This is a genomic window from Thermoplasmata archaeon (assembly GCA_038874435.1).
Lineage (GTDB): Archaea > Thermoplasmatota > Thermoplasmata > Lutacidiplasmatales > SKW197 > SKW197.
This window is the reverse complement of record JAVZCK010000027.1, coordinates 1-17,125: the sequence shown is the minus strand read 5'-3', so window position 1 is coordinate 17,125 and position 17,125 is coordinate 1. Positions and strand designations below refer to the sequence as shown.

The window sequence follows — 17,125 nt, the reverse complement described above, 5'->3', positions numbered from 1 at the left end:
GATTGTCATGCATCCCATCCTCCTTCGTTTTTATTCAGGGAATTCTTAGAAATAAATTAAGGTTTAGGAGTTGTGAATAGAACCATGCTGCTTTATATACTAGCACCCCAAATCTTTATGACCCAATATTCCATCGCCAATAACAACCCTTATTATAATCTCTGTTTATCCATTTCGCATGCGAATCGCAGTGCTTATCAAGGACAGATGCCAGCCGAAAAGGTGCTTCATGGAATGTGTAAAATACTGTCCAAAGATGAGGATGGGGACTGAAACAATCACATTTGACGAAAAGGGATTCCCAGTTATCTCAGAAGAACTATGTGCTGGCTGTGGAATTTGTGTCCATAAATGTCCATTCGAAGCCATCAAAATAATTAATCTGGCCGAGGAGTTGCAGACAGACCTTGTGCAGCAGTTTGGACAGAATGGTTTCCGGCTCTACAGATTGCCTGTGCCAAAAGAAGGATTGGTTACAGGGATTCTAGGTGAGAATGGGATTGGGAAGACTACTGCAATCTCAATTTTAACAAACAATCTTGTTCCCAATTTTGGGGAATGGGAAAAAGGGATGGAGCGAGAAAATGTGATAGAGCATTTTTCTGGTACAGAACTCAAAGATTACTTCGAGAAGTTGTATGGCGGAAAAGTGCGAACTTCTCTCAAACCCCAGTATGTGGATAAAATCCCAAGAGTGACAAAAGGAACTGCGATTGAACTTCTTCAGAAAATCGCTCCAAGTGAAAGAATAAAAGCATATATGGATGAATTTGGATTCGATATTCGGCACCTGGGAAAAGATATTGCTACGCTTTCTGGTGGCGAACTCCAGCGACTTGCCATAATGGCGACAGTGCTTAAAGAGGCAGAGGCATACTTTTTCGATGAACCCTCTTCATATCTGGATATTTATCAACGAATGAAGATGGCTCAAATAATCAGAGCAATTGCGAAACAGAAAATTGTAGTTGTCGTAGAGCATGACCTGGCAGTCCTTGATTACATTGCAGACAATGTTCACCTGCTTTACGGCTCTGAAGGTGCCTATGGTGTGGTGGTGCCTCCGAAAGCTGTGAGAACTGCAATTAACAGCTATCTTGAGGGTTATCTGAAGGAAGAGAACATTCGTGTTAGAGATTACCCCATTGAATTTTTTGAGCACCCTCCACCAGAAAATGCTGCACAGGAAATAGTTCTTGAATTCACACCGCTGCGGAAGAGTTATGGCGGTTTTACTCTTCAAACAAAAGAAGGGGCTATAAGAAAGGGAGAGGTTATTGGGATGGTAGGTGCTAACGCAACTGGCAAAACCACATTTGTAAAGATGCTCGCAGGTGTGGAAAAGGCAGACGAAGGTAGCATAACCAGAAATGTGAAGGTGAGTTATAAACCCCAGTACATAAACCCTGCAGAAGATTACACAGTAAGACAAATTTTTGCAGAGATTTTGAAGGATATCATGTTCACAAATTTTTACAAGGAGGAAATTGAACATCCTTTGAAAGTCACACATCTTTACGACAAAAATGTCACAGAACTTTCTGGTGGAGAACTCCAACGAACTGCAATCGCCCTTTGCCTTGGACAGCCCGCAGACATATATCTTCTTGATGAGCCCTCTGCCTACCTGGATTCCAACCAGAGAATGATTGCTGCAAAGACAATCAAGCGTGTTATTTCAAAAACAGGAATGACTGGCATGGTAGTTGACCATGACATTTATTTCATAGACCTGGTTGCAGACCGAATGATCGTGTTTGATGGTGTGCCTGGAGAAGAGGGAAAAACCTCAGAAATTCTTTCAATGCGAGATGGGATGAATGAATTTTTGAAAACAGTGAACATCACATTCAGGAGAGACGAAACAACGAAAAGACCACGGGTCAACAAGCCAGAATCAGCAAAGGACAGGGAGCAGAAAGAGGCAGGAGAATACTATTATGCTTAACCTTGCCTTAATAAATCAGCATTAGCCACTTATAACAATCCTGCAATCAGGAGAGGTAAAAGCACTGTGGCGTCGCCTTCCACTGTGACCTGTTTTGCATCCTCTTTTACTTTTCCCCAGGAAATGGCTTCCCTTACCTGAGCACCAGACAGGCTCCCATCGTATTCCATGGCTGTAGTGATGTAAACAGCATAGTCAAGTCCATCTCTGAACTGATTCCACCAGATTGTGTGGTGCTTTGAGATACCTCCACCAATCATCAACGCACCAGTTTTCTTTGCTGTAAAAACTATGTCCGCAAGTTCTTGCTCATCCTCAAATAAATTTATTTTGAAGTTCCTGTGGGTCTGCCAGAAAAGCCAGGCCTGAGACCCAACAGCACCATCTGTTATACCTGGAATGAAAACAGGAATCTTATTTTTGTAAGCCCAGTAGATGATGGAATCCTCACAGTCAATTCTCTTTCCAATTTCCCATACGAGTTGCTTGGTTGAAATTTCTCTCAACCCAGAATTGTAAATGTCTTCAAACATTGGCTGGAGTTTTGCTTCAAGGATGATACCGTAGGAGTCATTTGGGACCAACACATTACCCAAGCGATTGAGTTTTGCTCTATGAAGCTTCCTGTCATCTAGCATAAAGTCACCGTGGTAGTAATCTTTCCAGATTCTTGCCAGGTCATGGTCTAAAGTTCCACATGTAGTGATAATTACATCCACCATTTTTCTCCGCACCATTTCCTTGATAACACCTCTTGTTCCAGTAGAGACGATACATGCTGGAAATGAAAAGAATTTCACGCAATCCTTTTCCGCAAGCATCTGTTTCATTATTTTGTAGGCCAAGCCAAGCTTTTTCGCTGAGAAACCACCTGCTCTCTCAAACATTTCAAGCAGTTCCTGGACACTTAAGTTATCCTTCAGAACGATGTCTTCGACCTTTCTAGTGCAGAGCTCAAATGCTTGTTCCTTTTTCATTTTTGTTCTGCTTCTTTTAGGCATGAAAAATCACCTTCAGGACACTTGCCTCTCACACACTCCGGACCGGCATCGGCAAATATGTTGGGGGCTACCCTTTTCACTTCTTTCAGCATCTCCTTTGCAAGTTCTCGAATTTCCCACTGAGAGCGTTCGCAACATCTGAGAGAAAAGAAATGATAAAGTTCTCTGGCATTCATGGTTACAATAATGTTGGTTTTAGTGGCAGAGGGAAGAATGTATCTAGCATCTTCTATCGTAAGTCCCATTTCTATCAACTGATTATATGCTTCCATGCATTTTTGAGCACATTCTAAAAATACTTGCTTTGATTGCAAATTTTTCTCAATTTCAGGAGGGATTACGAACGGCAAATCCTCCAGTTTTACATATCTTTGGGACTGCTGAGAATAAGATGCAATCCGATGTCGAACCAGCTGATGGGTTAACACTCTGCTTACATCTTCAATTGCAAATGTAAAATTTGCATGTTCCAGCACACTAAAATGCCCTGATTTAAGGACAATTGAGATGATTTTTTTTACTTCTTCCTCACTCAATTTCATTGCTTCTTCAACCGTTCTTGTGTGACATGTCTTTGCGGCAAGGGCAACAGTAAGTTCTGGTTCAGGGGTATGCTTAAGTAAGATGACCTTCATGAAAAAAGAAACGCAAAGAAGGATATAGTTTTTTTGTGAACGTGCCGATGGTAAATAAAGATTAAAATTCTGGTTTGTGATAGGAAATTCTAGAGGCAGCAATTTTAAATATTTGCGACCCGACTTGAAAAGCATCAAGAGCGAAGGTTAATATATTTTCATGTAATACATTGATGCGGTGAGGTCATGCAGAAGCACATAGTAGGGTTTGAGGAAATCGGTGCTAGCGATATTCCTCTTGTAGGTGGAAAAGGTGCAAATCTTGGAGAAATGCTGAATGCTGGAATAAATGTTCCGCCAGGTTTTGTAATTACTGCCCAGGCATACGCTGATTTTATTGAGAGTGCTGGCCTCATGGACGAGATAGAGGACTTGCTCTCTGATGTTGATTTCGAAAATACTGACCAACTTACAGACCGTTGCCTGCAGATAAGGGCTAAGATAGAGAATGCAAAGATACCAGCAAAAATGGCAAAAGAAATTCTAGAGCATTATAGAAATTTTTTAAAGAAGCAGAGAGTGGATTTCGTCGCTGTAAGATCATCTGCTACAGCAGAGGACTTGCCTGATGCTAGTTTTGCTGGACAGCAGGACACTTACCTATATGTCCAGGATGAAGTGGAATTTATAAGAACAGTGAAGAAATGCTGGTCATCGCTTTTCACTCCTAGAGCTACATACTACAGGCATAAGAAGGGTTTTGAGCACTCAAAGGTTCGGCTGGCTGTTGTTGTACAGAAGATGGTGAATGCAACCCACAGTGGTGTCATGTTTACATCTGAGCCGACAACTGGTGAGAAAAAGTGTATTATTGAAGCGGTTTATGGACTTGGTGAGGCGATTGTTAGTGGAAAGGTAACTCCAGACACTTATATTGTGGATACAGAAACGATGGACATTATCTCCAAAGAGATTGGTATTCAGCATATGATGGTAGTGAGAGGTGAAAGTGGTGGCACTGTAGAGGTAGGAATTGATGAAGAACAGGGAGCATATCAAAAAATCCCGGATACAAAAATACTTGAGATTGCAGAAATTGGAAAGACAATTGAAGAGCATTATGGCAAGCCAATGGATGTGGAATGGGCGATGGAAGGCGATGTGGTGTATGTTGTGCAAGCTAGGCCTGTGACAACAATAAAAAAGGAAGAGATAAAAAGGGAGGAAACTGGAGAAGGCAATATTCTTCTGAGAGGATTGCCCGCAAGCCCAGGAATCGGAGCTGGTACTGTAAAACTAGTTCGAGATATTAGTGACCTGCAGAAGGTGAAGGAAGGAGATATTTTAGTGACGAGCATGACAACGCCAGACATGGTGCCAGCGATGAGCAGGGCAAGAGGAATTGTAACAGATGAAGGAGGAATGACATGTCATGCTGCCATTGTTTCTAGGGAACTTGGAATTCCATGTATCGTAGGAACAAAAACCGCTACGCAGGTTTTGAGGGAAGGAATGGAAGTGACAGTGGATGGGAAGTTGGGCAATGTCTATGAGGGCGTAATTGTTCCTGATGAAAAGAAAATCGCTGTGGGGCCACCGCAAGAGGCCCTCACAGTTAGCATGCCTATCACGGCTACGAAGGTACTGGTAAACATAGGTGTTCCTGAAAAGGCGGATGAGTATGCTAAATTGCCTGCACAGGGCGTTGGCTTGATGAGAATTGAATTTATATTCACGAGTTACATAAGGGAACACCCAGTGGATTTGATAAACAGAGGACAAGGGCAGATCCTTATAGAGAAGCTTGCGGAAGGAATTGCAAAGGTGGCAAAGGCATTTTACCCTAGACCTGTTATTGTCCGTACAAGTGATTTCAAGACAAATGAGTATCGCGGAATGCCAAACGGAGAGAAATATGAGCCAGTTGAAGATAATCCTATGATTGGATGGAGAGGGTGTTCTAGGTACATCTCAAAAGAGTATGAGGCAGCGTTTAGAATGGAGTTAAGAGCAATCGCAAAGGTGAGAAATGAGATGGGATTGAAGAATGTGCATGTAATGCTCCCATTTGTGAGAAACACAGAGGAACTTGTTCCAATTCTGAAAATGCTGGAGGAAGAAAATCTGAAGCGGGGTTTTGATTTCAAGCTTTACTTAATGGCTGAAGTACCTTCCATAATTTTCATGGCCGACGAGTTCTGCAAGTATTGTGATGGGTTCTCAATTGGCTCGAACGACCTGACACAATTGATAATGGGTGCCGACAGAGACTCTGATGTGCTTGCAAAAATGGGCTATTTTGATGAAAGAAATCTAGCAGTGAAGAGGGCAATCTCTCACCTGATAAATGTAGCACACCAATACGGAAAAACTGTCTCAATTTGTGGGCAGGCACCATCAGTTTATCCTGAGTTTGCAGAGTTTCTTGTAGAAGAAGGAATAGATAGCATTAGCTTAAACCCAGATACTGTGGTTGAAACCCTTAAGACAATTGCAAGGGCAGAGCAGCGAATAATTCTAAGAAATGCTAGGGACCAGAGGATTACCAGAGACCACTTTGATTTGATTCCTTAAGATTAATAAAGGTTAAAATTCAAACAGTAATCTTTTAATACAGTTAGTGAATACAGAAGAGTGGTGATGAAACCTTGGCAGAAACTGAGCGAAAGACGAAGTTTGTAAACAGGGTTGAAGAATTTGAGGCACTCAAGGGACACCTTAGCGAAATGCTGAAGGGCAATGGAAGGTTTGTAGTAATTACTGGGGAAGCGGGGATGGGAAAAACGCGACTTGTGGAGGAATTAAAAAATTATGCTCAGCCCATGGGAGTAAAATTCTACAAGGGGAGATGTCTTTACATTGAAAATTCTGATCCATACCTGCCTCTAATCGATGCATTAAATCAATATTTTGAGGAAACTTCCAGTGAAAAGATGGAAATGCATGGTGAAGTTGTTACCCCTGTGGGACTGTTATCTGGTGCACCCGCAGTCAAACCAGAAGAGATCGAGGCGGGTTTTGTACCAATAGCGCTAAGCACAGGCGAGGAAGGTCAAGGACCGAAGCCAGTTGAAAAAATAAACATGGACACTGAGAGAGACAAAATGTTTGGGACAATCACTGACCTTTTGATTGAAATTTCAAAAGTGCATCCGATCACAATTTTTATTGACGACTTGCAATGGGCGGACACTGGCACACTTCAACTTATCCATTACATTGCGAGAAACATAAAGCAAGCAAGGGTGTTGCTGCTTGGTGCCTATAGACCAGAAGACCTGCAAGAGCATGAAGGTGGGCTTCATCCACTTATGGAAATTTTTCAGAGGATGGGACTAGAGAGGTTATACTATCAGATAAACTTAACACGGTTAAAATATGAACACGCACTTGAGCTTGTGAAAGACCTTTTGCAAAATGAAGACATCTCTCCAAAATTCATGAAAAGGTTATATTTTGAGACAGACGGAAACCCTTTCTTCATAGAAGAGCTATGTAACACTCTGCTTGAGGAGGGAATAGTCAAACCAGGAGTGTACACCTGGGACCTCGGTGTCGACTGGGAGAGAGTGCTGTTGCCCAACACCATAAAAGATGTAATAAGCCGAAGAGTTGCTAAACTAGATGAGACGAGCAAGAAAATTTTGATGTATGCTGCAGCGATTGGTTATGAATTTGATTTTCATGTGCTCCAGAAAGCGGTAGAGATGGATGAGATGGAGATTCTAGACCCGCTTGATAAATTGATCGGGATGAAATTAATAAGGGAGAGCGAGACAGCTCATGAAACTTATATGTTCGAACACGCCCAAATCCGATCAGTTGTGTACGAAAGCTTAAGCAAGAGCAGATTGAGAATAATGCACAAAAAGCTTGGAGAAATTATAGAAGGTATGTATACTGCTAACAATGCTATTGATGATGTGGTCTTTGTATTAGCGAGACACTTCACTCTGGGTAAAGTACAAGATAAAGCACTAACTTACAATATCAAAGCCGGCGAAAAAGCTAGAAAACTTTATGCGTTTCAGGAAGCCCTCACTTATTTCAACACAGCTCTTCAGATAATGGAGGAGGAAGGAGGAGAAAGCACAATCGAGAGGAATAAACAGTTAATTCAGTTACTGCAAACCACTGGTGAACTCTGTGTTCTCCTAGGAAAATGGGATGATGCTATTAAGAACTTCGAGAGAATTGTGGAAATTTGTGAAAGGATAAATGACGAAAGAAGCAGGGCATATGCAATGGTAGCATTGGGGAATATAATAAGGACCAGAGGTGATTTTGAGAGAGCGAAAAAGTGCTTTGAAGATGCTCTTAAATCTTTCGAGAAGACAAAAGATTTGCGAGGAATTGCCGATGCGTACAGGGGATTGGGTTACATTCTGTGGCGTCAAGGAAAGTACGATGCGGCTATTAACAGTTACAACATTGCAATGAAAAACATAATTCAAGTAGGGGACCTGAGAAGATTGGGCACGATGTTCATAGAGATAGGTAACATTTACGGAGATAAAGGTAATGCCAGCAAGTGTGAAGAATATTACATAAAGGCAATTGAGGAGCTGAAGAAAGTAAACGACCTGAACGAACTAGCGAGAGCACACAACAACTTAGGAGACCTTTATCTTCAGGAAGGAAATTATCCAAAAGCTATTGAAAATTTTGAGAAGAGTAGAGAGTACGCTGAGAAAATTGGAAATATTGACTGGATAGGTTGGGCATTTTTTAATATGGCTGAGGTCTATATTCGGACTGGGGAAATTCAGAAAGCGAAGGTGTGCAACACTCGCGCTAAGCACCTCATGGAATCAATAAACGACAGAGTAGCTCTCCAAGCAGTGTTAAGAATAGAAGGAACGATTCTCGCTGAAGAAGGAAAGTTCGATGAGGCAATCAAGAACTTTAATGAAGCTTTAGCATTAGTAAGGGAGCTGCAGATACCATATAATGAAGCAGAAACTCTGATGATGTACGGAAAAACCCTTCACAAAATGGGGGATAATAATGGGGCAATGGAAGCACTCAATAAAGCGAAGGAGATTTTTGAGCAGATAGGCGCATCAAAAAATGTGGAAAAAGTTAATAAATTGATTGAACAAATCACGGAGAAGAGATAGATATGAAAGATGAGAATATATTTGTAAATCGAGAGAAAGAACTTAGCGAACTTATGAAGATATATGAAAAAGTGAAAGAAGGATATGGAAGGACCGTGTTTGTTCTCGGTGAGCCAGGAATAGGGAAGACCTATTTTTGCGAGAGATTCTGCTCTATGCAGAATGATGCAACTGTGCTTCGAGGATTTGCTTCTGAAGATTTTACTCAACCATATCAACCGATAAATCTGGCATTAGGAGAATACTTTGAGATGGCGAAGGGAGTGGGTGAAGTCGAACTCGGGAGAATTACTGATATAATAAAGAAGAGACACCCTCAGATTTCTGGTTCTGAAGACATAATTTTGAACTTTTTATCAGCGGCCTATGCAGTCACAAAAAATGGACATGAGGATATGCAATCTTCTAGGATGAGAATGTTTGAAATTGTCTCACGATTGTTGCACAGTATCGCTTCAGAGCGTCCTCTTATCCTCTTTTTAGAGGATTTACACTGGGCTGACAAATCTACATGGAACTTGATACACTATATAGCGAGAAGCATTGAGAACAGAAAGGTCCTCCTGCTTGGCACGTACAGGAACGATGAAACGGTGGATTCTAGAACAGGTGAGACCAGACCAATTGTTGACGCAACCCAGAGAATGCGTAGAGAAAGATTGTTCACAGAAATCATACTGGGGAGATTCAGCGAGAGGGACTCAGTAGAGTTCGTTGAGAAATATACAGGTGTCAAACCGCCTGAACCCGTAATGAAGAACATTTATTCGATTTCAGAGGGAGTCCCACTTCTTCTCAAAGAATTTTCAGAGTATGTCCTCCATGATGAAAAATTTTTTGATGTAGTTCCTGAAGATTATTCTGCGAGTGTACTCAATAGAATGGGGAAACTGAGCGATTTGGAACGAAAAGTGGTGCAAGTTTGTGCAGTAATTGGCGAAAGAATTGACATGGAAATTCTGATGAACTTTTTCAGTATAGATGAGGAAAAATTGCTTGAATACCTTGAAAAATTCTGCAAAATAAACCTACTTACTGAGATTTCATCTAATGTCTACAAGTTTTCCCATAACTTGCTTAGAAAAACAATTTACAGAAACATCAAGGATGTGCGAGACCTCCATTTGAGGATTGCAAATGTGATGGAAACAATGCCTCAGTACCGTAATTACAGACCAGACACACTGGCCTATCATTATTTGCAAGGATGTGACATTAAAAAGGCAGCACAATACTATGTTGGGGCTGGAGAGCTTGCTCTTAAGAACTATGCTCTGGAAGAAGCAAAGAAGTATTTAGAAAATGCCATCGAACTTTTTGAAAACTTGCAGACAGAAGTAGATAATAGAGTTCAGATAGCACTTGCACTGATGAATGTTGGCAATATTGACATTGATACAGGAAAGCTTGACGAAGCAAAGAAATCCTATGACAGAGTTCTTCGGCTAGCATTCGAACTAAACAGTAAAAAACTTGCATCCGAAGCTTACAGAAAAATCGGAAAGATTTTTGAGACAAAGGGGAATTATGACAGTGCATTTGCTCACTATAGAAAGGCGCTCGAAACAGCAATTGAGTGCAGGGATTTGCTGAGCATAGCCCATGCGTATGAAGCGTTGGGCATTTATTGTTGGAGAGTGGATAAGTTAGAGGATGCCGAGAAATTCTTCAATGCGTGTCTTGATACATCCACCAAACTTGATGACAGAATTTTGATTGCGAGAGCCCACACAGGCCTTGGTAACATTGATTTTAAAATCGGGAAGTATGAGGATGCCCTTGTTCACTTCGAAAATGCGATGAACACACTGCCTGAGAAAGAAATTCCAGAGAGACTGAGAAATATAAACAACATCGCAGTGGTACTTACTCTCATAGAAAAATATGAAGAAGCGAAAGCGAAGTACTTGGAGATAGTCAAGGAAGGCGAGAAGTACGGATTGATTAGAAATATTGCCTATGCATATGCAAATCTAGCAGCCATTTACGCAGAGCAAAATTTGTTTGACGAGGCAATTGTCGCTGGAGAAAAAGGTGCGGATTATGCAAAGAGAATAAATGACTTATACTGCATGACAATGGCAAAAACTACAATGGCTAGAGCTATGGGTAAGAAAGGAGAAATTGAGAGGTTTAAGTCTGTTGTGAACGAATCCATTTCGCTTTTTGAAGAACTTGGGCTTCACTATGATGTGGCTGCACTTTACTTTGATGCCGCAGACACGATGTACTATCTCCAGAGATTTGAAGAGGGAAATGAGTATCTTAAAAAATCACTTGAGATTGGGAGGAGAATAGGTGCCCAGGGAATAATGAAGAAGCTAGAGGATGTTAAACAAAAATATGGGGACAAAATTAAAATTTAAAAAATAAAAAAATTTGTTAAATCTGCTTTATCTTTTTTCAAGCCAGTTCTCTACGCTCCATCCAACTGTGCCATCTGTGTATTGGACTCTCCACCATGTATAGCCATCTGCTGTCTGTGGGCCTCCCAGTACTGTCCCTGTAGCTCCATAGGGTTCTGTTTTTATCACACCATAACTGAGTCCTGGGCCATACCTTACATTCAGTCCACTCTGAGCTGTGACCCTTACTTTGTCTCCAATTTTGAATTTCCCTGAGCCTCCCTGATACTTCTCAAGCCAGTTCTCTGCACTCCATCCCGTAGTTCCATCGTTGTACTGGATTTTCCACCATGTGTAGCCATCAGCACTTGTCGGTCCCCCGATGACCTTACCTACTGACCCAGCAGGTTCTGTTTTTATAACGCTATAACTCAGCCCTGGCCCTGTTCTCACATTTAGATTGGCGGTTGTTTGGACTATGTCGCCGATTCTGAATTTTCCTGAACTTCCACCGCCACCACCAGAGTACTTCTCAAGCCAGTTCTCAGCGCTCCAGCCAGTCACTCCATCATTGTATTTTATTTTCCACCAGTAATACCCGCTTGCATACTGAGAGCCAGCAACTACAGTACCTATTGTTCCTTTTGGCTCGGTCTTAATGATGCTGTTGCTTGTTCCAGGTGCAGTTCTGACATTCAGGTCTGCAGTGGTTATAACAGTGTCACCAATCTTGAACTTTGTACTTCCTCCACCACCTCCACCACCATCGTCGCCACCGCCTCCACCGCCGCCTCCGCCACCACCACTACCGCCGAGAATGTGGACGAAGCGGTATTTAGCAGCACCACCTAATCTCCAGTCAGCACCGAAGTGAGAGGTGGTGTGAGCAGCAACTTTTCCTCCACCGAGGTATAGAGCGACATGGTCCCACACACCATCTCCACCCCAATCATAAACAATAACATCACCCACATCGAGGTCGTTAACAGAACTTTTATCTACTGCATTCCCAGATGTGACTAGCCAGCTGCCTAGCCGCCCAGCTCCAGGTTCTCCATAGGTGGGTGGAACTCTTGTGGGCACATTCAGACCACCACCCTTTTGGTGTGGCTCACTTCCAATACAGCAAGAGACAAAGTGAGCGCAATCAAATCCGCTTCTATACCTAACCGAGGTTCCCTGTGCCAGCCACTCATAATTTCCGCTACCATACCAGAAGTAGCTGTCACTCACAACTTTGTCCCAGTACTTAGCTGCATAGTTATAAGCTCCCTGCCTGTCATAAGTTCCACTGCCACTGCCTCCGCCACCATCATCACCGCTGCCACCGTTCACCTTCTGCAGCCATTTCACAGTGCCATCGCCCTCTGCGCTCCATCCAGTAATGTCATAGTACTTTATCTTCCACCAGTAGTAACCTGATTTGGAAACAGGGCCATCCAAAATTGTACCTGTAGATCCATATGGTTCTGTCTTCAAATAGTTGCCATAGGGTGCATCTCTGACGTTCAAGCCACTACTTGCTACCACCTTTACAGTGTCCCCAGGTTTGAAATCAGAAGCACCACCACCGCCTCCAGGCGAGGTTGTTATTTCTATCCCAGTGCCATACCTGCTCTTGTGCCAGCTAGCAAAACTGTTCATGACGCTGACAATTCCGTTCTTCCAGTTTTTATCCGTGGCATAGTGGACATTCATTCCGTTGAGGTTAGGCCCCTCATAGTATTTGCCTCCCGGTGTAAGGTAATTTGCTTTAATTTTTCCCATCACAACATCCACACACTGAGAGTAGGAAGAGAATGTCCATGCACCATTGTATGGATCTGAATCATAGGCACCCCAGCCAAAGAGATTGTGCTTGTCTATGCAAATTCTAGAGGTCCCCCAGCCAGTTTCCCATACTGCGTGGGCCATAATATATATAGAGTTTATTGTGTATTTGTTTCCACCTTCTACGAACGCTGCAGCCATGTTCTCCCTCAACATTCCAGGTTTTCCCATGTAATTGAAGTATGCATTGAATTTGCTTGCATCTACATTAGTTACTCTTACATTCAGGTCGCTGTAGATTGTGAAGCTATATACAACCGCGTTTATCTGCGGTGTATTCTGTGCTGCAGTTGCAAACGAGGCAGCAAGGAACAATGCCACGATCCCACTCACCATCAAGATTGCAAAGCGCCTTCCAATCTTCCTGGTTGCTCTTCCATTCATCTTTTACACCCCTATGGTGTAAATATTCGCAGATATGGTATATATACTTTGCCCGGTAAATACCGAAACCTACCGTACCATCCCTTTTATCACTCCCTCTTTTCTGCAAGCAATTTCTTGAGGTTTTCAATTACAGGCACAGGGGTCGGGTCTATGTCTCTTAACATCGCAAGGTATATGCTTACAAAATCCCCAATGTACATGAGTGAGAGCATTTTAGCAAGGTCTGATGCTCCTGTTGCCCATACTTCAATTATCTCCCTCGAGCGTTTTAGCACAAGCTCTTTCGTGATTTCAATTCTCATTTTGTTTCTTTCAAACTCACCATGATGACGCAAAATAACTACGGAAAATCGCTCTGGTAGAGGGTCCCCACTCCAGCCAACAGTGTCGTTGTGGTTCAGCTCAGGAAACACATCCTCCCTTGCAATCATTTTTGAGTTTTCATTTATCTGGGTTCGCCATCTTTTTGCAATGGGTGCGGATATACCCATACCAAATATATTAGGAATTGTACCCAGGACTTTCTTTGCAATTATTTTTGCCTGATTTCTTTCTGACGGCACATCGGGTTTCAGGTTCTCTTTCAGGACTCTGCACACCTCCACAGTTTCTTCGAGTTCCGCTTCACATGATGCAATACCTCCCGCATCAAGTATGAGCAACTGAGGCACTAGCATGTATGCAGTTGCACCCCTTGGAGGCATCCCAGATGGTATTTTTATGTGGAGCACATCATTTTCCCCTGCTTTTTTCTCAAGAATTCCACCAGACGAAATGGCAACAATTTTACTTTTTCTTCGGAGTGCATCATCGAAGGCAGAGAGGGTTTCCTCAGTGTTACCAGAATAACTCGCAGTGATTACAAGAGTGTTTTCATCGCAAAAAGCAGGAAGAAAATAGTCCCTTACAACAAAAATTGGAACTTTCGCTTTATTAAATGCCCATGCAGCGGTAATGTCACCACCAATTGCAGAGCCACCCATTCCACATATCACGATTCTGTCAGCCCTGCATGAAAAGTTTTCAAGTGATTTTCTTGCAATCTTTTTTGCATCTTCAAGTTGTTCTGAAAACTGTGCAGTTAAAGGGAGGAGTCCGCTGCGATCCACTTTTCGCATACCGTCAATATCGTCCAGGTCAACCATTTTCTAACCTCAAATCCAATATTTCAATCATTGATATAAATTTTTTCTAGAAAAAGAGTGGCACATCTATTTATTTATGAAGAATAAATATGTTCGTTCTCTTGCTTAAGATCTCACCTATCCGAACTTAGTTTAGCGAGTTGGGAAAGTTTTATTACAACCTTCCATTTTACATTTATTTGCAGCGGGGTGGGGTAGTCAGGTATCCCGACGGGCTCATAACCCGTAGATCAATGGTTCAAATCCATTCCCCGCTACCACCCTATTCTGAAAAGACAATGTCAAACCTGCGTTCTACAAGTGCTTTTTCTTTTTCGGTTAAAAGCTTAGGAGGAATCTCTACGACAAGGGAGACATTGTGTTCATGGCATTCATCGGAAACATCCTTGAGAAACTTCAACACAGATACAAATCCATTTGAAAGAAGAAAAACTGGTACTGCATCAATGTAGACAAGACCATTGCTATCATTTTTTCTGACAAATGAAATTATCTCCTGGCTCACCTCAAACTCCATTTTTTTTGCTGAGACACCTCTCTCAAAGCCAGAGGTTTCAGTAATCCAAATGCAATCTACATGACTAACTTCTTTGAAACCCTTTAAGAATTTTTTTGGAAAATTTGCTGAAATTGCAAGAGTAGGCACTATCGGAAGCATAGATTTCACAGTTTCTCTTGATTGACCAGAAACTTCTACAAGGTGGGTTTTTCCCTTTTCAAGCTCAAAATTTGATGCGTTTTTACTTTTTTCGAATGTTTCCGTAATCTTTGATGTTATTAGATTTTCAAAATAACTTTGCTCTTTGTTTGAGTAATTTTTTTCAAATAGTGAGAAAATAAATATAGAATTTCTCTTCGCAGCTTCATCTGCTACCGCCTTGCAAAACTCATAAGTATTTTGGAATCCGTTAGTTGCTATCAAATAATCCATATCGTCTATATAAACTACTCTCTTATCTCCCTCACGAAGAAATGCAAAAATATGATAAGAAATTTCAAATTCTAGTTTCGTAGGCTCAAGAACTTTTTCATTTGATGTAACCTCTGAAAGCCAGAGTATTGGGAGTTTTGCAATCTTATACTCAGAACGGACAATTCTTGGGTGTCTTGTGGTTATGCACAACCCGGGCATCTTTTCTGAAACATATCTAAATATTTCAAAACCTTTTTTTCCAGTTGTGGTATTTACTAGCAGCGTTTCTCCTCCCTCTATCTCTTTTTCGGGTTTTTGGGTCATTTGGCTCTCAATTCTGTCCTCAACGACAGCTTCAATAGTAAATAGCTTATATTTCACCGCTGCATAGAGCCAAAAAACGTCCATAAAAATTATCCAGAAATTACCTGTTGGCATACCATATATAGGAGGAAGGTTCGGGAGCCCAGTAATAGATATACCAGTAACGAATATGAGTGCCCCCATCGTCATATATCTTATCTGCATTTTTTCAACTTTACTTCTTGCATGTATATAGGAATCTGTGAAATTATAAAAAATTACAATAAATACTATTATCAACACTGGGATCGAATAATAAAATAGATCACCATTATCAACCCCATAACCCGCCCAGTAGTAGAGCACATCCTTGACAATGTACGGAGTGAAGAGGGAAAAGTAAGAATAAATCAGAAAAAGACCTATACACACAATAGATAAAATCTTGAACTGTTTCTCTGGGATTTTCTTTAGAGGGTAATTATAGGAGAGGAGAAGACCAACTAGTATTAATGCGATAAGACTTTCAGCCATAAGTCGTCCACATGCAACTGCATAGGGGTAATAGAATATAGTTCTGTAGTTTTCCGCAGTTACAGGTAAGCTTTTTAGGACTGTTTCTGCACCCGCCCAGATAATGACACTAATAAAAAGAAGAGAGAAATAAAAGCGGATGGTTGAGGAGCGACTCTTATGTAGCAAATACGCTAGAAATATTATGTGGAATACCAATGAAGTGGCTGGTGCCAATGAATAGGGATTGAACTGCACGAATATTCTATATTTCAAAATGATATTAAACCCTTTTCTTAAAAAACTTCAGATTACTAGAAAACAGCAAACAATAGAAAACAAATAAAAATAAAAAAATTGTTTTAAAATCTAAGACCTTTTAAAATCTTCGTCTGTTGTTGTCTCTATTCCTGTTAAAATTCCTTCTTCCTCTATATTCCCTTCTTTCCTGTTCATATTCTTGGGCGCTCATGTCAACAGTTGTGTTAACCTCGCCCACACTTTCTGTGCTTTTTGTAAGGGACCCGTACTTGCCCACATTGAGATGCATGTGCCCCCTTACCAAGGAAATGTAGCCATTTCCTATAAGCACTACATCTCCAGGTGCAACAGTGCCTATTTGCTCCTGCCAGAGCGAAAGCACTATTGTGCCTGTTTCGTCGCCTATAACGGCTTCGGCAACTTTTCGTCCCTCTCCTCCAAATCTGGAGGGTATTTCTTTCGGCTCACCAACACTAACAACCTTGGCCAAAACATTTACCTGCTTCGACCCAGGTGTCAAGTCCTTTACTTTCGTCAGTTCTTGCTCCATGTCTATACTTCCTTTTCGCTTTTTTGCACACTGAAAAAGAGCGCTGCCCTGTTCCCAATGTGCTGAGGATATAACTCTTATGGAGTATATAATGATTGCTGTAAATGCATGACTTCGGAAGGTTGGTATGAGCCACACAAGCTTTTACGCTGTCCCTTACCAATTTTCCACAGAGAAAATGAAATCAGAGGAGTAAACCATACTTTCATGTATTTGTTAAATGGTTCGTATGAT

Annotated in this window: 10 protein-coding genes and 1 tRNA gene; 5 read left to right on the top strand and 6 right to left on the bottom strand. The window is 41.6% G+C overall.

What is annotated here, in order from left to right:
- Positions 1–178 precede the first annotated feature (178 nt).
- Complete coding sequence (locus tag QXD64_08165; protein ID MEM3397281.1) at positions 179–1,948, top strand: ribosome biogenesis/translation initiation ATPase RLI; 1,770 nt, start codon at positions 179–181, stop codon at positions 1,946–1,948.
- Positions 1,949–1,977: 29 nt separating this feature from the next.
- Here the strand turns inward: QXD64_08165 and QXD64_08160 are convergent, their stop codons facing one another.
- A complete protein-coding gene (locus tag QXD64_08160) occupies positions 1,978–2,925 on the bottom strand; it encodes a deoxyhypusine synthase (GenBank protein ID MEM3397280.1) in 948 nt (315 codons plus the stop codon).
- A complete protein-coding gene (gene thyX / locus QXD64_08155) occupies positions 2,922–3,584 on the bottom strand; it encodes an FAD-dependent thymidylate synthase (GenBank protein ID MEM3397279.1) in 663 nt (220 codons plus the stop codon). Before thyX ends, QXD64_08160 begins: the two co-directional genes overlap by 4 nt.
- Before the next feature lie 186 nt (positions 3,585–3,770).
- Between thyX and ppsA the strand changes: the two genes are divergently transcribed.
- The 3 genes from ppsA (at position 3,771) to QXD64_08140 (ending at position 11,010) form a co-directional block, all read left to right on the top strand.
- A complete protein-coding gene (ppsA, locus tag QXD64_08150; protein ID MEM3397278.1) occupies positions 3,771–6,098 on the top strand; it encodes a phosphoenolpyruvate synthase in 2,328 nt (775 codons plus the stop codon).
- A 74-nt stretch (positions 6,099–6,172) separates the two neighbouring features.
- Positions 6,173–8,644: a tetratricopeptide repeat protein gene (locus QXD64_08145; GenBank protein ID MEM3397277.1), complete on the top strand. Its 2,472-nt coding sequence runs from the start codon at positions 6,173–6,175 to the stop codon at positions 8,642–8,644.
- Between the two features lie 2 nt (positions 8,645–8,646).
- Complete coding sequence (locus tag QXD64_08140; GenBank protein MEM3397276.1) at positions 8,647–11,010, top strand: tetratricopeptide repeat protein; 2,364 nt, start codon at positions 8,647–8,649, stop codon at positions 11,008–11,010.
- Between the two features lie 27 nt (positions 11,011–11,037).
- Here QXD64_08140 and QXD64_08135 read toward each other — a convergent pair whose 3' ends face one another.
- Both QXD64_08135 and QXD64_08130 read right to left on the bottom strand, forming a co-directional pair.
- Positions 11,038–13,203 carry an SH3 domain-containing protein gene (locus QXD64_08135; protein MEM3397275.1) on the bottom strand — a complete coding sequence of 722 codons (2,166 nt, stop codon included), beginning with the start codon at positions 13,201–13,203 and terminating at the stop codon, positions 11,038–11,040.
- 89 nt (positions 13,204–13,292) lie between these two features.
- On the bottom strand, positions 13,293–14,351 hold the full coding sequence (locus tag QXD64_08130; protein ID MEM3397274.1) for a bifunctional phosphoglucose/phosphomannose isomerase: 1,059 nt from the start codon (positions 14,349–14,351) through the stop codon (positions 13,293–13,295).
- A 183-nt stretch (positions 14,352–14,534) separates the two neighbouring features.
- Between QXD64_08130 and QXD64_08125 the strand changes: the two genes are divergently transcribed.
- Positions 14,535–14,611, top strand: a tRNA-Met gene (locus QXD64_08125).
- 2 nt (positions 14,612–14,613) lie between these two features.
- On the opposite strand, the gene QXD64_08120 is transcribed toward QXD64_08125, so the two are convergent.
- Positions 14,614–15,672 (bottom strand): DUF835 domain-containing protein, encoded by a 1,059-nt coding sequence (locus QXD64_08120; GenBank protein MEM3397273.1) that lies wholly within the window; start codon positions 15,670–15,672, stop codon positions 14,614–14,616.
- Positions 15,673–16,459: 787 nt separating this feature from the next.
- Positions 16,460–16,891: a single-stranded DNA-binding protein gene (locus tag QXD64_08115; protein ID MEM3397272.1), complete on the bottom strand. Its 432-nt coding sequence runs from the start codon at positions 16,889–16,891 to the stop codon at positions 16,460–16,462.
- Between the last annotated feature and the right edge of the window lie 234 nt (positions 16,892–17,125).